Consider the following 21,344-nt stretch of genomic DNA (forward strand, 5'->3'; position numbering starts at 1 on the left):
GGATGACGACAAAAGATAAAGTACTCCAACTATTAAAAGAATCTCCTGATTTTTTATCAGGTGAAAAAATGGCACAGCAATTACAAGTGTCACGTACCAGTATTTGGAAAGCAATCAAAGAATTAGAAAAAACAGGTTATCATTTTGAGCATCAAGCTAAGGGATACCGTTATCTTCCTTCTGATGTGTTAGATGCCCAAGAAATTCGCCAAGCATTAGAACCTTGGATACCAGATTTGACGGTGTCGGTACAAGAACGATCAGAATCTACGATGAAAGATGCTAAGCTTTCGGCAACCAAAGAAATCGGACCCGCTCTTTTTATCGCCGATACCCAAGAACAGGCACACGGCCGATTTGGACGTCCTTTTTTTGCAGCCCCTGGACAAGGCATTTATATGAGCTTATTGATCCATCCCAATCAACGATTTGATGAATTGCCCCAATATACAGTTATTGCAGCAAGTGCATGCGTGAAAGCCATTCAAGAATTGACTAAAAAAGACCCTTCGATCAAATGGGTCAATGATCTTTATTTAAATGGAAAAAAAATTAGCGGGATTTTATCTGAAGCAATCAGTGACATGGAAACTGGCGGGATCAGTTCGATCATTATCGGCATTGGCCTAAATTTTTCTATTCCGCAAAAACAGTTTCCTGAAGCCATTCAAAAGAAAGCCACATCTCTTTTCCCTGATGGTCAGAAATCAATCACACGGAATCAATTGATTAGTCAAATTTGGAAAAATTTCTTTCACTATCTTTCAGAACCCACAGACGAATACTTAACACTTTATCGTGAAAAGTCTTTCGTTCTTGGAAAAAAAGTACAATTTACCCAAAAAGGGCAGCATTATACTGGGATTGCTAAAGAAATCGGAGAACATGGAGAGTTGATCGTACAAGTAGAAGACCAATTTCTCACTCTTTTTTCTGGCGAAATTAGTTTAACCTCCATTGAGTAAGTCAAAAAGAAAGGGATGGGCAAAAATGCCCATCCCTTTCTTCATCAATGGTGGTTCCTTTTTTATGTGATCTCGCAGAATACTTCATAGCCCCTTCATTTAGCGAGTTGTAAAATGAAGTTGTTATTCTATGTGCTATTGCTGTTCATAACAAAAATGCTACACAATTTTTAAACCTCTATGTGCTTTTTTATACAACTGCAATATCATTGATCTGATGTATCGAATGTTTCAATCAAAAGCCACAGACAAACTTCCACCTATAAAAGGTCTGTTTTTCTGATGCTATTCTGTCATATAAGTATGACTTCTACTTACTATTTGTCGCTTCCCCAATATATAATGTTTCATTAAACGGATTTCCCCAAAATCTTGTTCAATCAAACATGCTACTTCTTGATCCATACACAACAACACTTTTTCTTTCCCAGCTCTCCTCCTTTTCTCTTTCTGGTTCTATCTTACCTTATTCTTTAAGGTCTGTGTTATTTTGTATGGTATTGCAACATTTTTAATTTTATTATGTACAAAAAGGACTTACAAACACGCTTCTTTGTTTACACGATAAAATTTTAACTGATTAGATGAAAGATATTCTACATTCAGCTTAAATTTTTTGACAACAAGTGTCCTAATTAGAAATTTATCCGCCGTGGTTAACGGTTTTTGACATTCTTTTTCAATATCTTCAAATGAGAAATGATTTTTTTTACTGATCATTCGGGTTAAAATCTTATTTACATCTACTCTGGTTAAATCCGTTGTTAATCGTTTTTTCACTCAACATCTTCCTTTCTAATTGTATTTCTTCACTAGTGAATATAACATATTTTTAGTCTTGGTCCAGAACAATTATTTTCAAAATTAGGAAAGATTGTTTCGCAAAATAGTTGTTTTAATGAATAATACACGTTAAAATTTCTTTTTTTCACTCTTATCTTTTGGATTTGTCATCCAGTTATAAAAAAACCGATTTCCCAAATAGAAAACCGGCTGAATGTTATTTAAAATTCTATTCGTCGTTTCCCCCAAAACTACGAATAGTCAGTTAAAGATTGTAACCTATAGTCTGATCCCTCCTTTTATACAGATAGCGACTTTCTGTGTATACAAAGTCTCACTTATAAGTACATGCCTAAAGTTAAGTAAATTTCAGACTGCAACAGCAAAGTCCTCTGATTTCACTGGCATCTATTATTAGCATACTTTCTTCTCAATACTCTTTGACAACTATTTTTTCTAAAAATAAAAAAAATTGGTAAAATTAAAGAATAAACTTTAGACCGATCTTCCAAATAAAGAAGTAAAGTGATTGAAATAGATCCAATATTTTTCTAAAATAAAAAAGAGACTGAGCCAAAACTTTTCTCAATCTCTTCTGGTATATCTAAAAACGAATAAACGGCGTTCAAGAAGCAACTCCTCAACAATAAGGTTCTCAAGTTCAACCATCACATGCCTACTCTTTTTACTTCTTGATTCTTGAAATAGAATATGCCATTGTAGCGGCTGATTTATGATATTTTTCTTTAATTTTCCCTATCTAAAATCAACTCAGTAACTGACAAAAGAATCTCACGTGTATCAAAGGCTGTATCAGGGAGCTTACTAATTTCCTTTAAGGCTTTTTTTGTGTAATCTTCCGCTAATTTTTTGGCTTTTGTCACACCATTGACTTCTCTGACAATCTGACGAACACTTTCTGCTTCCTCTTGTGTCAACTCAGTTTTTTTATCCAAGTATGCAATCAATTCTGCTTTTTTATCTGTTTGTAATGCGTAAATCAATGGTAGAGAATACACGCCTTGACGCATATCTTCTAATACTGGTTTACCGATATCGACCGCATCTTTCGTGTAATCTAGGATATCGTCAATGATCTGAAACGCCATCCCGACAGCTAATCCGATTGAACCTGCTTTTCGAGCAAACCGTTCATTCATTCCACTTTCATAAGCTCCGACTGAACAACTTAATTGAAAGAGTTCGGCCGTTTTCCCTGAGATGTTTTCTAAATACTCCGGCACAGTTAAATGATAATTGTAACGGTCGTCCATTTGTCCAAGCTCACCATCTAATACTTTTTCCATACTCCGAGAATTAGATTGTAAGCTCTTTAGCGAATTAGAATAATTTGAAAGTAATTTGAAACAGCAAACAAATAAATAGTCTCCTGCATAAACAGCTACCGTATTCCCAAATCGACCACGTAAATTAGGCTGACCACGTCGAACATCTGCCTCATCAACGATATCATCATGGATCAATGTAGCGGTATGAAGCATTTCGATCGAAGCAGCTAGCGCAATCGCCTTTTCACGATCTTGTTCTGGACCAAATTGAGAAAAGAGCAATTGATAGGCAGGTCTTAGCAGTTTACCTCCCGCATGAATCGTCTCTTTGATTGCTTGTTCGACTGGCTTGTTCTTTAAGCGGACAACATCTTCCATCTTTTTCAACGTCTCGTTTAATTCGTTTTTCAAAGTTGGATACTCACTCCACATTGGATGTAGCTTCATAAAAAAACTCCTTGTATAACCATTATTTTTTCAAAAAAAGCGGTTGCCATTTCTCTTTTTGTTCTTTCTCATAGTCTCTTTGAAAAAGTTGTAATGTACGTACATGTTGCAACAAATAATTGGCTGCAATCCCGATCGCAATTCCAGACAGAATACCTAAGAAAGATAGAATCGGCAGATATAACATGACTGTCCATGATTGAGCAATGAACGAAGCCATCACTAGTTGTCCGACATTATGCATAAAGCCACCTGTTGCACTGATTCCAATAATGCTGACTCGCTTAGGACCTAACTGTTTCACTAACAGCATTCCTACATAGCTGAGTAACGCGCCGCTCATACTATAAAGAAAGGTAGAGATCGTCCCACCTAACAAAGTTGTTAAAAATAGGCGAAGCCATAACAATAAAAAACTATCCCGTTTTTTCATCGTAAAAATCGCTACAATGGTAATCAAATTAGCAAGTCCTAACTTTGCTCCAGGAGCAAATGAAAAAGGATATGGGATCATGTTCTCAATTAATCCAATGATGACTCCTTGCGCCACTAGTAAAGATATATAAATCATTTTTTGTAATTTTGTCATGGTGTGGATAGCCTAATAGATCAGACCATCTTTGTCACTCCCATCTGTTGACCGAACCTCGATCACTAATTTATGAGGCAAGCAAACAATCGTTTCGCCATTCTTAGAAGCCCACCCTCGTCTCACACAAATCTGATCGCCACAATCTGCTTCTTTTATGCGTATCTTGTCGCCATCAACTTCGATTAAATTATAATCACCATGTGGATCTTCATAAGTATACGTATATTTTTTACTCCCAGCTACTAATGGGAAGGTTTTGATTTCATCACCATCAACGCGTAGTACAGCTTCTTTATCAGGAGCTACATTGTCTTGTTGATAACTAAATACGATGATGGGTAAAAAAGAAAGAGCAATCAAAAGAACGATAATGAAAATATCCCAAGGTTTAAGCAAACTTTTCTTGATAAATTCTTTCATCTTTTCGCACGCCTCCTCTTGCTGAACTGTTCTCCAATTTTAGCATGAAACAAAAGAAAGTCCTAGGTTTCCCCAGAACTTTCTTCAATCAGCCATTATTCTCAAATTGTTCAGTTTAAGCTCTAGGCTAATTTTTTATTTTGATCCATATCGGGATTTAGGTCTCCCATACCACCAATTGCCTAGTGTTTTTTGTAACCATGGAATCACCCAGCGATCAAGACCAATTGCACGACCTGAACCGTTCATCAATGCAAAAGCAACAAAGATAAACCAGATGTTTACCCAGTAGAACATTCCAGATAGACAGAAAGTAATCACTAAAACAATGGTCGTTGCACTACATAACCAGGTAAATAAACCAGCAATCAAAGCGAGTGCTAAAGCAATTTCAAAGAATACCATGAATTTTTGGAAAAACATTGCTACATCATTGTTTGGCATGATCACTTGCATCATTTTTGTGAACCAGTCTGGTGATTTTTCAATCACGGCCATTGGCTGTTCACCATAAGCATAACTTAGACCAAAGTGAGTAGCTTGTGTCGCTGCTTCTCCTGCACCACTTGTTGCTGCACCAGTAGCTGCTGTTGTTGCATCGCCAGCAGCGGAAGCCCCACTTGCTACATCGGTCACATTGTATTCCCAAGTCCAAGGGAACACGCTGTTACCTGTAAACCATGAACCTTCACCAAACCAAGTACCTGGTTTCAACACTTGCCCATCACCAACAATTTTTTTGAAGGCTTCGATAAACCAAACCAGACCATAGAACACTCGTAAAGGCACACTCCATAAGACATTTCCATAACGGGAAGAATGGCCACGTGTCACATTACGATCGTCTTTGATATGGAAGAATTCGTGCATCATGTATTGGAACATATAATAGCCAGAACGAATATCAAAGAAATATTTCAAATTGACGATGTGTTTCATCACAATTGCTAAGAAACCACTTAAATGGATCTTATCAAATAAATTGGCAACGCCCCATTTGGCACCGATCGATACCATGAAACCTTGATAGTTTCCTTTAAACTTATGCTTTTCGCCGCCTTTGATGGCAGCTACGATATTGGCTGCTGCTGTATGACCTGTTTGTTCAGCCGCTTGAACGATTTGTGGCGTTGGTGTTCCAGGAAATTCTTCATAGAAAACCAAGTCTCCGATAATATAGATGTTTTTATCTTCATATCCTTTTGCCTGCATATATTCATTCGCTACCAAACGTTGACCACGAGCGGACTCTAAGCCGAAATCAGCAGCATCAGAAGTTCCTTTGACACCAGCTGTCCAGATCAATGTGTGGGTAGGAATCTGACGACCATCTTTTAACTTGATATGGTCTTTCGCTACTTCCACGATTGGTGCATTCAATAGTAGTTCTACTTTATGTTTCTTTAAATAGCGCTCTGCTTTGGCTGCATCATTACGATCCAGCATATTTAAAATCGTCGGCATTGCTTCTACAACCATCAGTGTAATTTCATTTGGGTCTAATTTGTAGTCTTTTGCCAAACGGTTTTTCCAATCAATCAATTCACCAATCATTTCGATTCCGGTGAACCCTGAACCACAGACCACAAACGTCAGCATTGCTTTACGTAACGCATCGTTAGGTTCTAAAGCTGCTTTTGCCACGGTACGTTCAATGTGTTCACGTATTTTAACTGAATCTTCAAATGACCATAAGGTAAAGCCGTTTTCTTTTACTCCAGGAGTCCCAAAGTCATTTGGTTCTCCCCCCATTCCCAAGATCAACTGATCGAATGGGTAAGTGCCTAATTTTGTTTTCACAACTTTTTGTTCTTTATCGATACCAGTGACCGTATCTGTCACTAATTGAACATTTTTTTGTCGAGCAAACAAGTGCTGTAGATCATATTGGATTGCTTCTGGTTCAACCCGTCCACCTGCAACTTCGTGTAATTCTGTCATCATCGTGTGGTACGAATGACGATCAATCAAAGTGATTGTCACATCTTCTTTTTTAAGTTTTTTTGCCAAGTATTTTGTTGCTGATACCCCGGCATAACCTGCACCCACAACGACAATATTTTGCTTTGTCATTGTTCATCCGCTCCTTATTGGTAATCCTTTATTTGAAATGATTAACATTTGTATTAGTTTGCTACCTATTACACAATCTTTATACATTATATAGATGTTATTCCCTTTTGTCTAACTCATTTTCATTATTTTTAAAAATTTGTGGTTAAGCTCTTTTTCACGAAATTTACAGAAAGAAAACGGTTTAAAGATTACACTAGTTATTTGACGAAAACGGTTGACTTATGGCTGATTTTCATTAGAATGTATAATGAATCACAAAGAATATTGTGTACTAAAAAAGGAAACGGTGGGAGTAAAATGAAGAAAAAACGTTTTATTACTGGATTTGCTGTATTAGCTTTTTCAGCTTTAATGTTAGGTGCTTGTGGTGCGGATGATAACGGAAGCTCTAACAGCTCAACAGAAGCTTCAACTGCTAAGACATCAGAAACAAAAACAACTGAAAGCTCAGCACAAATCGTTGCTGGCGGCGAGTTACAAGATGGTACTTATAAATTAGAAGAAAAAAATTACTCTAACGGTTATCGTGCAGTCTTCGAAATGGTTGTCAAAGATGGCAAAATCACTGAATCTAAATATGACAACATCAACGAAAATGGCGAGTCTAAAACCAAAGATACAGAATACAACAAAAACATGGAAGCAAAAGCTGGTACTAGCCCAGAAAAATTCATTCCACAATTGAATGAACAATTAGTCGAAGCACAAAGCGCAAGTGGAGTTGAAGTTGTTACTGGTGCAACTCATTCTTCAGAAAGCTTCCAAAACTATGCACAACAATTGATCCAAGCTGCTCAAGCTGGTAATACTGATACAATTGAAATCAATAACGGTGCAGATCTTCAAGATGGCACATACAAATTAGAAGAGAAAAACTATTCTAATGGTTACCGTGTCCAATTTGAAATGACAGTCGCTGATGGTAAAGTATCTGAATCTAAATTTGACTATGTCGACAAAGACGGCAACTCAAAACAAGACGATGCTGACTACAACAAAAATATGAAAGCAAAAAGTGGTACTTCTCCAGAGACATACATCCCTGAATTGAACGATGAACTTGTCAAAGCAATGGGCGAAGAAGATGGCTCACCTGCAGATGTTGAAGTTGTTACTGGTGCGACTCACAGCTCACATTCATTTGTAATGTATGCACAACAATTAGTGAATGCTGCTGAAAAAGGCGACACTCAAACAATTCAAGTTGACAATATCGTAACAAAATAAATTTTCTATAATTATCCGTGGAAGAGACGATTGCACAAGTTGTTTCTTTGAGAGCCAAGCCGAGATGTCCAAAATTTTTCTTTGAAAAATTTTTGTGATGTTTCGGCTTATTTCTCAAAGTACACTTTTTGATTTCTCAGCAACCGTCCCTTCCACTAATGAAATGAGGAAACACATGTTAAAGAAACGATTACTCTCTTTCGTAGCCTTTTTAAGTTTGTTCACGTTAGCAGCTTGCAGCACAGCGACGAAACAAACGACCTCTGAGAGCAAAACGACCACCAAAATTTTACAAGAACCTTATTCTGATGAACAGTTCTTATTAGGGACTTATGTTCGGATTCGAATCTATGATGAAGGCAAAGAAGCAGCATTAAAACCTGCCTTTGCTCGGGTCAAAGAACTAGGTGATAAAATCACGATCAATCAGGAGGGTTCCGAAATCGACGCAGTGAATCAACAAGCGGGTATCAAGCCAGTAAAGGTTTCTGATGATATCTACACGTTACTAAAACGTGCTTATGAATATAGTCAAGATTCACAAGGTGGTTTTGACATGGCAATCGGTGCTATTACTCAATTATGGCGTATTGGGTTTGACGATGCGAGAAAACCGGCCCAAGAAGAAATCGATCAAGCATTAAAGCTGGTTGATTACCATAAAATTGAGCTGAACGATAAAGACAAAACTGTTTATCTGAAAGAAAAAGGCATGATCATCGATCTTGGAGCCATTGCTAAAGGCTATATCACAGATGAAGTTGTCAAAGTGTTAAAACAGCAAGGTGTAACGACTGCTATCGTTGACTTAGGTGGAAATGTCTATGTTTTAGGTCATAGCCCACGTGGTGAAGATCAAGACTGGACAGTTGGTATCCAAGATCCGAATCTAGCACGTGGTTCTGTTTTAGGGACGATCAAAGAACGGAACAAAACATTAGTGACTTCTGGCATCTATGAGCGTTATTTAGAAGTAGATGGTAAAAAATATCATCATCTATTTGATCCAGATACTGGTTATCCTTTTGATAATGATATTGCTAGTGTTACAATCATCACAGATAAATCAATTGATGGTGATGGCTTGTCGACAGCTGTCTTTTCAATGGGTGTGAAAAAAGGATTGGAATACGTCGAAAGTGAACTGAATGATGGAACGGAAGCCATTTTTGTTACCAAAGAAAACAAAGTATACGTGACCGATCCGATCAAAGATACTTTCGTTTTGGACAAAGATTCTAAATATACGATGGGCGATCGTTCTGAATTGAAATAAGGAGTATGAACTATGACACTAAAGATCTTTTTAGAAGTAGTAGAACTACGAACAAAGGTGGCTAGTGTATTTCCTTTTGCGATAGGGGTTTTATTCTCTATCGCTTTTTTTCATGAAATACATTGGCTTAATACAGGGTTGTTTTTTATTGGTATGTTGGTTTTTGATTTAGCAACAACAGCAATCAACAACTATATGGACTACCAAAAAGCCCATTCGAAAACTTATAAATACCAAGAAAACGTAATTGGACGAACTGGCATCTCACCAAAACTGATCCAAAAAATGATCCTAGGAATGATTTTCTTTGTCTTACTGATTGGTGTAATCCTAACCGCCAGAACTGGGATTTTATTATTATTGATGGGCGCTACTTGTTGCTTCATTGGCATTTTTTATACCTTTGGGCCCATTCCCTTATCACGAATGCCTTTAGGGGAAATTTTCAGCGGTGTAACAATGGGGTTGGGAATTTTTGCCATGGTCATTTACATCAATACTTACAGTACGAAAGTATTTGATCTGATTCTTTCTTTTCAGACAGGAACCTTCCGTTTAGAAGGAAACATTTGGAGTATCCTGACGATCATCCTAGCTTCACTCCCCTTGATTTTTACGATTGCCAATATCATGTTAGCTAATAACCTACGGGACTTAGAAAGAGATATCGAAAATCATCGCTATACTTTAGTTTTTTATATTGGGCGTCCCATTGGACAATTGTTGTTCCAGTTATTGATGTATGCTTGTTATCTGGTCGTCTTGATTGGACTATTGAGCCATGTCTACCAGTGGCCAATCTTGTTGACTTTTCTCACATTACCAACGATCTATCGTAACTTGCAACAATTCAAACAATCCTTGCCTCACCCCATCAGTTTTAGCTATGCCATCAAAAATATGATCTTGTTCAACAGTAGTTATGCATTGGGCTTACTTTGCAGTATTCTGTTGTCTTATGTTTAGAGATCCATTGATTTTTCAAATAAAAATAAGACCCATGAAGTCAATGAAAAGCTGTGACTTCATGGGTTAATTTTAAGTTATCTTAGAATGCTAATCTTTTACCTTACAGGTGCTTGCAAAAGCTGTCCCTGTAAACCTTTCGTTAGTGTATTGCCGCCGTTTATTCGTTGGTTTTGTGCAGTTAGTATTTTAGCCTGTGGTATTGCATGTTTCGTAAGATCAGTAAGCTTACTTAGTTCTCCTTTACGAGACATGGTATTACCGACGTCAAGTGCGCTCACTCCCTTTTTAGCATTTTGAGCCTGTATCTTTGCATCTATTAAATTAGTTTTATACTCTACTCTTGCAGCTGGATCAATCGAACTCTTGAATTTGATATGACTATTGACTCGATCTTCAATTACCTTAGTAGTATCTCTAGTTATGAGGTCTTCTAATGCTAACTTATTAAATGTTTTTAGTGGTCGTTGGAGCAATTCTCTTTGCCTAGCTTCTGGCGTAATACCTCTCGCTTTATCAATCATTCGCCCAACCCAGCCTCTTTTTTTCGGACCGTTTAATTTAAGTAATGGAGAGTTTTGGTTTTTTAGTGCCTCTACTACCGCTGGATTCCCTGCACATAGTTGCGTAACGAAAGCTCTCTGATTAGTTGTATCTTTTAGAGTGGCTTGATAAACTTTTCTTGCATTTGGATCAATCGAACCCAAGAATCTGTTCTCACTTAGGACTTTATCGCGAATGACCTCATTCTCATTCATGAGTGGTTTTAATAGGTTCTTATCAAATTTATGAAGTGGTTGTTGAAGTAGTTTATCTTTCCATTTATCTTGCTTAGCTTCTGGCGTAATACCTCTCACTTTATCAATTATTCGCCCAATCAACCCTCTCTTTTTCGGTTCGATTAATTTAGCTAGTTTAGGATCTGCTTTTATTATTTTTTCTATTTCACTACCGTTTTTTCCTTCACATAGTTGAGTAAGAAAAGCTCGTTGTTGATTCTCTTTCCGTTTATTCCATAATTTTTTCCCAGCTCGACCTGCGCGTATTAGCATTCTTCCAATAAAAAGTGTCGCAGTAACAGCCCATCCTGGCATCTTTTTAAAGAGTCTTTCGGTATAATCTAGTTCTCTTTCCGTTCCCGGTTCCATCATATATTTTCACCTCCTTCTTATTTTTCATCTGAATCAGACATTCTTTTTCGTTGCTTCTTCACGTGTGGTCCCATCTTGAGTGGGAGATACCGCTTCGTATTCTTTCTCGTATATCGTAATCCAATTAAATGAACCAGGGTCACCTCTTAGGGCATATTTTGAGCCTTTTTCTCCAATAGAGAAAGAAACTTCTTCTTTTCTACCGTTATCGTCGATTTTTGTGATGACAAATACTGCACCGTCTTGATCTGGGTTGACGGTGACAACACGATAATCATAAGTGAGCTCATTGACCGTTTTGTCTTCTTCGATTTTTTTCTGGATTAACTTACCGTCTTTAAATTCTAATGTAAATGTTCGATCGGTATTCGTATTTTCCCATGCGCCTTGTTGTAAGACGTCTAACCAAGCTTGTGAAATCACTTGTTGTGCTGCTTCTGCTTGTTCGGTGATTTCTTCTTCCATTTTGACTTTAACTTCTTCATTTGGATAGAAGTAGATTTCTTCTTTATCTTCTTTTAAATAAAAGATTGTACTTCCCATACGTGATTGTAATTTGAGTTTTTTCATGGTTCCTTCTTTATCTTCTAGCACTAAATACCCGTTATCGACTAAGTAATATTTACCAGCTGCTAGCCAAGAAGAAGCACGATAGGTCCCGTCGGTTTTTAATTCTAGTACCATTTCGTCACTTCGATTGGAGTACCATTTACCACTATAAGTAGTGGCACTGTATTCTCCTAATCGTTCCTTACTTTCCGCTGTTTCTTCTGTCTGACCTTTTTTAGTCGTCTCTTCCCGATTGGCTGTGTTTGAGAACAATGAATAGCTTGTCAAACCCAAGACCACAACGAAAAAAACTGTTACCCCTATTAAAAAATTTCTACCTGTTTTGGTTTCTAAAAAATTTTTGATCATATTTTTTCCTAAAAATAAAGATTTTCGTTATTTTTAGGAATTACTCACCACCTTTACTTTTCACGAATTGACTAATGAATCATTAACTAGCTAGTCGAAAGATTAAGGCACCCCATATCCAGAGATTGCTGAATGATCGAGTGTATAGGTTCTTCTTCGAACCATATTTTCTGAATTACCTTCAATTACTTGAATCGTATTTCCACCTGTAAATTCGACGATCCCCACTTGGTCTTTCCCCGTTTTATTACCTTTCCAATCAAAGAAAATCAAATCCCCTGGTTGCGGGATATAGCCTATATCAGTGGCTTTGAATTTATTATTCTTTTTGTACCAATTGAACATATCTAACGGTCTTACAGTATTCGGTACACGACCTTGACTGAGATATCCTGCTTGTTCTGCTACCCAAGTAACAAAGATCGCAGACCATTCCATTCGGCTCTCATAGCCAGCCCACTCCCAATATTTATTGCCATTTAACGTACCGATTTCTTTAGTTGCCACCTCTACCAACTTGCCAGTAGAGTTTGAGAGGTTGTAAGAAATTAAGCGTGCATAGAACATATCACCAAATGCGTAACGCCAGTTATAGCCAAGATCTAAAGCCACGCCCTTATTATAAGAAACAACTTCCCCATTACTTCTTTCTTGCGCATAAGCTTTGCTATGCTCAAATGTATATTTACTATCTGTACGGATCAACTCGTCCAAATAGTCTTCCCCATAATTGTAAGCTTGGATCGCTGCTAAGTTACCTAATTGATACATTTGTGCTTTTCTTATTAAATTTGCAAAATAAGCTACACCTAATTCAATTGACTTTTCTGGGTTGATCGTTTGATTCAAATTTTGTGCTTTCGCAATTCCCATAATATCCGGAACGGTTTCACCATCCCCACCACTTTCTACCCAGATTATGGATAGTATGACATTGGTAAATGATTCAATGTTCTGTTTTTTTGCTTCTGTTACTACTTTTTCTCGCCATTGAACCACTTTTTCAGGTGGATAAATAAGCTCACCTTGCGATTGTTCTCGATCATACTGACTTAATTTCGTACGATTTCCATAAACCAAATTTTCAATAAAAATTGTCGGATTGATTTCTGGATTGCGGTAGAGGAAGATTCGTTTTTCTTTCATGATCATCAATAAATTACCGTCAAATTTGTCACTTGTGTAACCAATCAAATCTCCGCTTTCTAAAGAAGCTCCTTCACGTATGATCGGCGTCACATTAATATAATAAGCTTGGTATTTCCCTGTTTCCGTTTTGATACTTGTTGTCGTTTGCTTTTTCCCATTTAGATCTCGAGCCGTACGCGTACTGATCTCTGTTACCTTCTCGTTTGATGTGGCATAGACAGGCGTTTGTGGTTTCGCATCAATGATTATTTCATCATTCATATTGGCATCGTCCCGACCGCGATAACCATAATTACCAATAACAGAAGCATACGAAACTTTCCCTAAAGGATTATCCATAAAAATCTTATCCTGAAAACGATCGATTTCTAACACAGGATAATATTTATCGATTTCATCTTGTGAGAATGCTGAGATCGTTCCTATCACTTTATTGTTTGAATAGAGTTCGATTTGAGGATCTAAATCAAGAAATTCAGCAATCGTTTGTACTTTGACATTCAGCGTGACGCTGTCTTTGTCTTTTTCTTCTTTATCTTCTTCTTCTTTGTCTTTATCTTTTTCTTCTTTATCTTTTTCTTCTTCAAATTCGACTTTGTATGTAAAAGTGCCATCATGGATTGCGCGAAGTTCATCTTCTACTTTTGCAATCTTAACTGGCTCTTCCTCCATTGGCGAATACTTATCTTTAAACTGGGCATAAAAAGACATATATAATGGAGGACTCATGGATGTTTGGTCTTTTAGTCGTTTCAGATAATTAGGAAGCGCACTATTTTTAATATTATAATTTTCATATTTGGCATTTAAGTAATAGATATAGTTATCCCCATTTGAAGCAAACGAAAATTGTTCCGGATCGGCAACCATTCCATTCACTTCAAAATAAACTTCATCATGTTCTTCAACTAATTGATTGTAACGATTATAAACATCTCTATTTTTAGAGGCATCCAAATAGGAAATATACTCAAATGCTTCAGCGATCGCCATATCTTCTGTTTTCAATGTGAACAAGGCGACAATAAAAGTCCAAATCGCTAAAACAACCGAGATTACCACGAGAATGATCGCCAGTATAACGATAACTATCGCGATGATCAATAGCGCCTTGATTGTAATCACTAAAAAAATCAGCGTAATGAGGATCCCGATAATCGTTAGATCGCCCTTTTCATCTCGCCCACCAAGCATTTTCATAGCCGCTTCTTTTGCTTGCCCTTTTGGTGACAGCTTTTGAGCCATATCTAAAAATTTTGGCGCTGATTTTGCTTTACCTAGAAAATTCTTGAAGAAACCACCCTTTTTACCAACGCCTTTTGTAGGATTTACATAGACAACTTCCGTGTTTTTACCCTTACCAAAAATATTGTACCATTTTTTTTTGGTGGATTTCACTGAATCTTGAGGTGCAAATCCTTTTTGATCTTTGTAAGCAGTGTAGCTGTAAGGGGTACTATCCTTAGAAGAACGAGCAACCAAATTGCCTTTTTTTGTTTCTTCTGCTACTTTTTTTAACTGTTCTTTTTTTAGCTGTTTCTTTTGCACATTCACTTTTGGTTGATCTGTCGACTGTTTTGTTCCCAGGATATTATTCTGACTTTTTGAATCAGCACGTAATTCCTGTCGCACTTTTTTTTGATCATTTTTGCGTTTTAGGCCTAAAACTTTACGGAACCTATTTTTAGCTAATACGACGGTTTTATTTCCAAATTCTTCAACGTCTCGTTTTATTTTTGAAATTTGTTTCTTAGTCAGTTTAATCTTTTGTTTCCCTTGTTTAATGACTCTTTTTAAACGAGATTTTTTTTTAATGATTGGTAGTTTATCATTTTTATGAACGATTATCGTTACTTTAATTGTCTGATTGTTTTTAAGGATCGCTTTTGTTAGTTCTGAACTTTTTTTTTGGTCTTTGATGAGACCTTTGGTTTTTTCTAATCCTGTGCTGATAATACTATTTTGTGATTCCTGCTGTTCGTTATTGGGTTCATTCAAATCGGGCACTGTGACGTATCCTTTCTGATTCCATTTTCGTTTTAGTCTTCACCAGGTTTGGTTGACATCATCTTATACAACTGCGTATCTTTCGGAAAATGATCATAAAAAGGTAAAGTTGTATCGCCAAATACCATCAGTCCATAACCTTCTGGTGAATTCACAACAAATTTTTCTTGTTCTTCTGAGATATCAAATAACCGGACTAATTGTGAACGGTCAGATTTTGCTTGATTGAGCATCATGACGAAATCACTATTTGAAAGCATCCGCCGCGCAAGGTCCGAAAGTAAAAGTGTCTCCACATTCTGTGTAATCCCAGTTGGAATTGCCCCCCACTTTCTGGCACGACTCCATAATTCAAAGAAATAATTTTCAGAATACTCATTTGTAAACAGTAATTGCATTTCGTCGATATACAACCAGGTCCGAACGCCTCTTTCCCGGTTGGTAGTGATCCGATTCCAGACTTGGTCCAACACGATCAACATCCCCATTGTTTTGAGCTGTTTCCCTAAATCTTTGATATCATAAACAACGAGCCGTTTGGTAATATCGACATTTGTTTCAGAGGAGAATACTGACAAACTTCCTTCGATATAAATTTCCAAGTCCGTCCTCAATTGGTGCGCTTCTTCTTCCTCTTGCTCTTGTAAGATGTGGTAGAAATCTACAAAAGTTGGCATCCGATCGCTAACCGTTTCATACGTTCGACGACATACACGGTCGATCAACGTTTTCTGGGTAGAGGTTAGCCCCAATGCGCCGCCAATGATCAAGTCGAACAATGAAATCAAAAACTCCGACTTTAAAACAACCGGGTCACTGTCATCTCCATAGTTTTCGTTGATATCCATTGGATTGATCGTGGTAGCGGAATCACTAGCGATCTTGATAATCTCACCATTGAAATTTTTACCGATAACGGAATACTCACGTTCAGGATCAATAATGATGACTTCATCTTCGGCATCACGCAATAGTACATTTACGATCTCACGCTTCACCGAGAAACTTTTACCAGAACCAGGAGTTCCTAGAACAAATCCATTGGGTGCTTTTAATAATTTCCGGTCAAGAGATAAAATATTCTTTGAAATAGCATTTACGCCATAATATTTCCCATTTTCTTGAATTAGATCTGAAATAGTAAACGGCACAAATATCGCAGTGCTGGCAGTCGTTAGTGTTCGATCCAATGGCAATATATTATTTCCTAAAGGTAAGGTTGCGTTCAGCCCAGCCTCTTGCATAAATTCTAACTCGATGATCTTAAATCCAAATTGTCGACCAATAGAAGATACCTCGTCATGTACTTCTGTTAATTTTTCAACTGTTGGGGCATGGAAATGGATACTTCCAGTCATCGAATAAAGCTTCTGACCCTTGTTCTGTAAATCATCAACTAAATTTTTCGCTTCTGTTAGCGAATAAGTCAAATCATAGGAAAGCATTTCAAAATCGTAGCCGTTTTGTAGGGCTTTTTTCTGTTCATCCACTTTTTGTTGTTCCATAAAAGCTAATTTGGTCTTCACTAAGTCAAATGCTTCATCTTGCTCAAGTGGCTTGATATGTAATGTAATCACCAACTCTTGAGGGATTTCTAACAGTTCAAAAATAAAAGTATCTGCTAGTTCCGATGGATATTCTTGCAAATAAACGGTTTTGGCATAATGATCATCCATTTTCAAGTAGTTTTTGTTTTGTTTCAGTTCAATCACTTCTGGTAGGATATCCTCAATTTCTGGTTCTTCCTTATCGCTTTTTGTTAATAAAATATCAGACAAAATTGTCAACATCTGTTTTTTCTCAAGACGGTTGATCCTACTACCTAATCGACTCGCAAACATTGCAAAGCGATCTACAACCATTTCCAGCTCTTTATGAGCAAGTTTTTCTGTTTGATGTTGCTGGATGAAGGTAAACAAAATCCGTTTCTTATAGCCATTTTTTTCTTCATCCAGTTTTCTGGAAATAACATCATTCATTTCTACGCGATAAGGGTCTAAAAAATCATTCTTTTCTTGGTAGTAGAGAATTGATTGCAATTCACTCAACGGTCGTTTCTTTTTGTAGACAGTTAACTGTAGCTGGGTTTTACTACTTAAAGAATTAAGGAAATCACAATATTGCGAGAAAATCTCAATCTGATTCTCTTCTGATGAAAGCTGATAGTTGATATCTTCTAATTCGACTGTGATGGAGTACGTATTATCATCCAGTTGACAAACACCGCTGGGAAAAATTGATTTAAAGTAAAAAGTATCGCGCAAAAAATCCACATCTTGTGGATTTTTTTTCTGTTGTTTCTTTATATTTTTAGAAGTCTTCTTTAAATTTTTATGATTATTCTTTATTTTTGACTTTAATTTCATCATCGTTCTTGTCCGCCTAATTCTTTACTTTCTGACATGTCTTGCTGACCATCATTCTTTTTTCGTTTCTTTTTTCTAGTTCCTGTCGAAATATGGTATTTAAAAAATTGCTTAACATAAACTTCAAATGATAAGCCATTTCGTTTGAACCATCCAAAAGACACGATTGGAATAGAGGCAATGATCATCAACCAACTGATGATTTCGATTGGCATTTTTAACCATGCAATGAATATCAGTGCGATCGCGACATTTACCCCGCCAGCAATACAAAGACACAATAATTGTTTTAGATTCATTCCTGCTATTACTTTTTCTTTGTATTCTTTGATATCTTTTGGAACTTTTACTTCTATTGCCATATCTCCCCTCCTTATGATGCAGATATTAGTGTTTTGGCCCATCCTTTAGTTTTATTGATGGCTAGTAAGATTCCAATCATATAGATCGTTAATCCTAAAATAATCCCAAACATATGGGTGCCAACGTCTTCCATTATTCTCATGAATAGCATTGGATATGTAACTAAAACCAGGGCGATAAAGGTTGACTGCAACCCCGTGGCGGCAAAATTTTTAAAGAAGCCTTTGGTCATAGCAGAAAATTCTTGGCTTGGCAGAGCCCCCATCGGAATTGGTGCCATCGCGCTAAAAATATAAAGCTCCATAAATCGTAAATAAATCGTTACCTGAATCAACGTCCGTACAACAAGTGACACTAAAAATAGAATGAACATAATTAATAGCACAGCGATTTGTGACCAGAAATCTAGATCATTTACCGCCTGTTCTACTCTTGCTGCTACATTCGCTACAGTTTTTTCGTCACCTACTTGTAAAATTTTATACGTTAAATTAGAAGTAATCACTATGATTCCGTCTAACAAAACTTGGATTTTTAAAATAACCACATAACAAATCGCAAATTTAATAAATGATTTGATGATCATTTCAAACCCAAGCATTGGTGCTCCTCCAGCTCCCTCAACCTTAAGTGAAATTTTTTGAAATTCCAAAAGAATAAAGATGGCTAAAATAGACAATGAAAGCGGAATAACAACTAGTTCCTGTAAATCTACTACTAATTTATATGCATCATACATGTATCCTGATAGATTCTTACTCAGAGTGTATTTTAAATCATCTCCATTCAAATAAAACATGATTTGATTAAAGAGCCACATTATCGCTGATGTCATAAATTAAATCCTGCTTTCAGTGTATTATTGTAAAAGTGAAGAGAAATCAAATTGAGTTGCGAACCAGCCTGCAGCAACTAAAATCAATCCACCACCGACAATTTGCCAAATTCCTTGCTGTAATTGCGGACCATTTTTATCTTTTAATGCACCAGCTAAAATGACCGTTCCCCAAATTAGCCAAAGACCTCCACCTACTAAAGTGAAGTTTGATACTAAACTAAAAACTTTTTCTAATAAAGCTGCATCTTTCATTTAAACATTTCCCCTTTTTTGAGTTATTTATTATTTGTTACTACTTTTAGTATATGGTAATTTTTCAACCGATGTTTGCCAGTTATTTCTAAGTTGAGAAATTTTAGAAACTCCCTCTCTCAAATTTTATAATTGACTAATTTAGTCAATATATGTAAGAGGTCCTTATCAAAAAGCAGACTAGCTGAGAAGAATAGTTACTCTAAAAAATTTTAAAATTCGTTATTTTGGACACAATAGATTGATTCATCTACAAAACTTGGAACATCTATCCATTTTTTTCAAATAAATGCACAGCGCTTAAGAATTGATTCCTGAAAATAAGTCGAAAAATCAAAAATGCTCAAAATAACAAGAAGTCAATTTTGGATTTCCCATGATTTCCGAGTGCCAGACAGTCCTTATATCATCTTCTACTAGTTTCACTCAGCATCATTGACAAGGATTAAATTCCTGATAATTACATATGTATGTTACGTAGTGGAAGGTGTAGAGAGATTACGTTCATACATATATGAGTCTGTCACATCCCCTAATTTTTTATAGTTTTTATGTTTGACAATGTCATATTTTTCAGACAGGAAAGGATTTGCTCCACGTATTTTTAAAATACATTGTTGCCCTTTCAAACTGGCTACTTCATCGGGGTCCATCAAATTACGCCCCAACTTTTGGAAACTTTCATTGAATGATCCATTTGAGCCTTTAGTGACACTGATATTTCTTTGTTCGATCGTTTCTTTACCTAAAAGTTTAGAAATATATTCATGCGTACTTTGTTCCATCCCACCTAAATATAAAAAGACGTCACTCGTACCAATAATGGTTTCCCAAGTGTCTTTATACAACGTTTTTAACTGACTAATATTTTGTAAGATCACATTTGTTGAGATTTCTCGACTTCGAATAACCGAAATAACTTTCTCAAAATCCGGAATTTGACCAATATTGGCAAATTCATCTAGAATACAGCGAACATGACATGGTAAGCGTCCTTTATAAATATTATCTGCTTTGTAGACCAGCATATCAAAGAGCTGTTGGTACATCATACTGGCTAAGAAGTTAAAACTGGTATCTGTATCTGGCAGTAAGATGTACAAAATCGTTTTCCGATCCCCAATGGTGTCCAATTCTAATGTATCTTTAGAGACCAAGTCTTTGATACTAGGAATATCAAACGGAGACAATCTTACCCCTAAACTAACTAAAATACTCTTGGTCGTCTTATCCCCTGATAGTTTGAAAATTTTATATTGCGCAACCGCGAAGTTTGTTGGATCTTTCTCTTCTAACTCATTGAACAGCACGTCTAAAGGACTGACGAATCCAGGAACATTTTCGTCAATATCTGCTAGACGTACCAATTCAATCACATTTCCTAATGTGCGATCTTCTTCAACGACTTCTTGGATCAAATAGCTAAAAATCGCCATTAATAAAGCAGTCTCTGCCTTTTCCCAGAAATCATCGCTACCTTTTTTATCAGGGTTTGAAGTGTTTTTAATCAAATTATTTACGATTTTTAGAATATCGTCTTCCGTTCTTATGTATTTAAATGGATTGTAGTGATGGGTGTCACGCCGATTGATCAAATCAAAGACTTTGATATTGTAACCCGCTTCCTCAAACATTTTTCCTGTTTCCATCAATAACAATCCTTTGGAATCACTGACTACATAGGAAGAATGCATTTGCATCAGATTCGGTTTTACATAAAATCGCGTCTTACCACTACCGGCTCCTCCAACCACAACGACATTTTTGTTACGGTTAAAATTATCTTTACCAGTAATTTTCATTCGTCCTGACAGGGATAAACTCTCTGTTTTAGTCAATATGATATTAAAACTCTTTTTCTTCGCCAAAAATGGTTTGATATCTCGAAATTTCCCCCATTTTGCACTTCCATATTCTTCATTTGGGCGTACTTTTTTTTCATCAAACGTTTTGTATAATACTAGTAATCCATAAGAAAGAACAAAAGCGAGCCCTCCCAGTAATGACTTTACGTTAAATGAGAATTGGAAGGAAAAACTAGCTATTTCATCAACTGCGTGAAGAAAAGATCTAGCTATTTTTTCCACAAATGTTACGGTTGTATTTTGATCAATCGTAAATAAAAAAAATGTACGATTCCCTATATACATTAATGTACTCACCACAACTACGTGGACTACCCATAAAACATATTGAGACTTTTTCAAGTGGTTGTTCATCCCTTTCGTTACTTAATTTGAATATAGCGTTTATGTGATA

General features: G+C 36.5%; 17 protein-coding genes. 4 read left to right on the top strand and 13 right to left on the bottom strand.

Annotated elements, in window-relative coordinates; translation table 11 throughout:
• Positions 1-2 precede the first annotated feature (2 nt).
• Positions 3-965 (top strand): bifunctional biotin--[acetyl-CoA-carboxylase] ligase/biotin operon repressor BirA, encoded by a 963-nt coding sequence (gene birA / locus IGJ18_RS13330; protein ID WP_438843433.1) that lies wholly within the window; start codon positions 3-5, stop codon positions 963-965.
• A gap of 537 nt (positions 966-1,502) precedes the next feature.
• Here birA and IGJ18_RS13335 read toward each other — a convergent pair.
• From IGJ18_RS13335 to IGJ18_RS13355, 5 genes are all read right to left on the bottom strand, one after another.
• Positions 1,503-1,745 (bottom strand): hypothetical protein, encoded by a 243-nt coding sequence (locus IGJ18_RS13335; protein ID WP_010737226.1) that lies wholly within the window; start codon positions 1,743-1,745, stop codon positions 1,503-1,505.
• A gap of 749 nt (positions 1,746-2,494) precedes the next feature.
• On the bottom strand, positions 2,495-3,484 hold the full coding sequence (locus IGJ18_RS13340; protein WP_010737225.1) for a polyprenyl synthetase family protein: 990 nt from the start codon (positions 3,482-3,484) through the stop codon (positions 2,495-2,497).
• Positions 3,485-3,506: 22 nt separating this feature from the next.
• On the bottom strand, positions 3,507-4,073 hold the full coding sequence (locus tag IGJ18_RS13345) for a Gx transporter family protein (protein ID WP_010720692.1): 567 nt from the start codon (positions 4,071-4,073) through the stop codon (positions 3,507-3,509).
• A 12-nt stretch (positions 4,074-4,085) separates the two neighbouring features.
• Positions 4,086-4,496: a NusG domain II-containing protein gene (locus IGJ18_RS13350; protein WP_010737224.1), complete on the bottom strand. Its 411-nt coding sequence runs from the start codon at positions 4,494-4,496 to the stop codon at positions 4,086-4,088.
• Positions 4,497-4,631: 135 nt separating this feature from the next.
• A complete protein-coding gene (locus IGJ18_RS13355) occupies positions 4,632-6,569 on the bottom strand; it encodes an NAD(P)/FAD-dependent oxidoreductase (protein ID WP_438843434.1) in 1,938 nt (645 codons plus the stop codon).
• A gap of 300 nt (positions 6,570-6,869) precedes the next feature.
• On the opposite strand from IGJ18_RS13355, the gene pplA reads away from it, so the two are divergent.
• The 3 genes from pplA (at position 6,870) to menA (ending at position 10,041) form a co-directional block, all read left to right on the top strand.
• Positions 6,870-7,799, top strand: coding sequence for an extracellular electron transfer flavoprotein PplA (pplA, locus tag IGJ18_RS13360; RefSeq protein WP_010720695.1), 930 nt, complete (start codon positions 6,870-6,872; stop codon positions 7,797-7,799).
• Between the two features lie 175 nt (positions 7,800-7,974).
• The gene (locus IGJ18_RS13365) at positions 7,975-9,075 is read left to right on the top strand and encodes an FAD:protein FMN transferase (protein WP_010720696.1); all 1,101 of its coding nucleotides are present in this window, start codon (positions 7,975-7,977) and stop codon (positions 9,073-9,075) included.
• A gap of 12 nt (positions 9,076-9,087) precedes the next feature.
• Entirely contained in the window at positions 9,088-10,041 is a 954-nt protein-coding gene (menA, locus tag IGJ18_RS13370) for a 1,4-dihydroxy-2-naphthoate polyprenyltransferase (RefSeq protein WP_010720697.1), read from the top strand.
• Positions 10,042-10,139: 98 nt separating this feature from the next.
• Here menA and IGJ18_RS13375 read toward each other — a convergent pair whose 3' ends face one another.
• From IGJ18_RS13375 to IGJ18_RS13410, 8 genes are all read right to left on the bottom strand, one after another.
• On the bottom strand, positions 10,140-11,192 hold the full coding sequence (locus IGJ18_RS13375; RefSeq protein ID WP_438843435.1) for a hypothetical protein: 1,053 nt from the start codon (positions 11,190-11,192) through the stop codon (positions 10,140-10,142).
• A gap of 33 nt (positions 11,193-11,225) precedes the next feature.
• Positions 11,226-12,110 carry a hypothetical protein gene (locus IGJ18_RS13380; protein WP_010737219.1) on the bottom strand — a complete coding sequence of 295 codons (885 nt, stop codon included), beginning with the start codon at positions 12,108-12,110 and terminating at the stop codon, positions 11,226-11,228.
• A 102-nt stretch (positions 12,111-12,212) separates the two neighbouring features.
• Positions 12,213-15,266 carry a lysozyme family protein gene (locus tag IGJ18_RS13385; protein WP_240190389.1) on the bottom strand — a complete coding sequence of 1,018 codons (3,054 nt, stop codon included), beginning with the start codon at positions 15,264-15,266 and terminating at the stop codon, positions 12,213-12,215.
• 32 nt (positions 15,267-15,298) lie between these two features.
• A complete protein-coding gene (locus IGJ18_RS13390) occupies positions 15,299-17,635 on the bottom strand; it encodes a VirB4-like conjugal transfer ATPase, CD1110 family (RefSeq protein ID WP_010737217.1) in 2,337 nt (778 codons plus the stop codon).
• Positions 17,632-17,994: a PrgI family protein gene (locus tag IGJ18_RS13395; protein WP_010737216.1), complete on the bottom strand. Its 363-nt coding sequence runs from the start codon at positions 17,992-17,994 to the stop codon at positions 17,632-17,634. Before IGJ18_RS13395 ends, IGJ18_RS13390 begins: the two co-directional genes overlap by 4 nt.
• Positions 17,995-18,005: 11 nt before the next feature.
• A complete protein-coding gene (locus IGJ18_RS13400; protein ID WP_010737215.1) occupies positions 18,006-18,830 on the bottom strand; it encodes a hypothetical protein in 825 nt (274 codons plus the stop codon).
• Between the two features lie 24 nt (positions 18,831-18,854).
• Positions 18,855-19,085 carry a hypothetical protein gene (locus IGJ18_RS13405; protein WP_010720705.1) on the bottom strand — a complete coding sequence of 77 codons (231 nt, stop codon included), beginning with the start codon at positions 19,083-19,085 and terminating at the stop codon, positions 18,855-18,857.
• Positions 19,086-19,558: 473 nt separating this feature from the next.
• Positions 19,559-21,304: a VirD4-like conjugal transfer protein, CD1115 family gene (locus IGJ18_RS13410; RefSeq protein ID WP_438843436.1), complete on the bottom strand. Its 1,746-nt coding sequence runs from the start codon at positions 21,302-21,304 to the stop codon at positions 19,559-19,561.
• Positions 21,305-21,344: the final 40 nt, after the last annotated feature.

Source organism: Enterococcus sp. AZ078 (assembly GCF_051714985.1).
Classification (GTDB): domain Bacteria; phylum Bacillota; class Bacilli; order Lactobacillales; family Enterococcaceae; genus Enterococcus_B; species Enterococcus_B hirae.

What these genes read in the sequence shown, in the direction of transcription:
- birA (WP_438843433.1), top strand. Translation starts at nt 3, where the DNA reads ATGACGACAAAAGATAAAGTACTCCAACTATTAAAAGAATCTCCTGAT.
- IGJ18_RS13340 (WP_010737225.1), bottom strand. Translation starts at nt 3,484, where the DNA reads ATGAAGCTACATCCAATGTGGAGTGAGTATCCAACTTTGAAAAACGAA.
- IGJ18_RS13345 (WP_010720692.1), bottom strand. Translation starts at nt 4,073, where the DNA reads ATGACAAAATTACAAAAAATGATTTATATATCTTTACTAGTGGCGCAA.
- IGJ18_RS13350 (WP_010737224.1), bottom strand. Translation starts at nt 4,496, where the DNA reads ATGAAAGAATTTATCAAGAAAAGTTTGCTTAAACCTTGGGATATTTTC.
- IGJ18_RS13355 (WP_438843434.1), bottom strand. Translation starts at nt 6,569, where the DNA reads ATGACAAAGCAAAATATTGTCGTTGTGGGTGCAGGTTATGCCGGGGTA.
- pplA (WP_010720695.1), top strand. Translation starts at nt 6,870, where the DNA reads ATGAAGAAAAAACGTTTTATTACTGGATTTGCTGTATTAGCTTTTTCA.
- IGJ18_RS13365 (WP_010720696.1), top strand. Translation starts at nt 7,975, where the DNA reads ATGTTAAAGAAACGATTACTCTCTTTCGTAGCCTTTTTAAGTTTGTTC.
- menA (WP_010720697.1), top strand. Translation starts at nt 9,088, where the DNA reads ATGACACTAAAGATCTTTTTAGAAGTAGTAGAACTACGAACAAAGGTG.
- IGJ18_RS13375 (WP_438843435.1), bottom strand. Translation starts at nt 11,192, where the DNA reads ATGATGGAACCGGGAACGGAAAGAGAACTAGATTATACCGAAAGACTC.
- IGJ18_RS13380 (WP_010737219.1), bottom strand. Translation starts at nt 12,110, where the DNA reads ATGATCAAAAATTTTTTAGAAACCAAAACAGGTAGAAATTTTTTAATA.
- IGJ18_RS13390 (WP_010737217.1), bottom strand. Translation starts at nt 17,635, where the DNA reads ATGATGAAATTAAAGTCAAAAATAAAGAATAATCATAAAAATTTAAAG.
- IGJ18_RS13395 (WP_010737216.1), bottom strand. Translation starts at nt 17,994, where the DNA reads ATGGCAATAGAAGTAAAAGTTCCAAAAGATATCAAAGAATACAAAGAA.
- IGJ18_RS13400 (WP_010737215.1), bottom strand. Translation starts at nt 18,830, where the DNA reads ATGACATCAGCGATAATGTGGCTCTTTAATCAAATCATGTTTTATTTG.
- IGJ18_RS13405 (WP_010720705.1), bottom strand. Translation starts at nt 19,085, where the DNA reads ATGAAAGATGCAGCTTTATTAGAAAAAGTTTTTAGTTTAGTATCAAAC.
- IGJ18_RS13410 (WP_438843436.1), bottom strand. Translation starts at nt 21,304, where the DNA reads ATGAACAACCACTTGAAAAAGTCTCAATATGTTTTATGGGTAGTCCAC.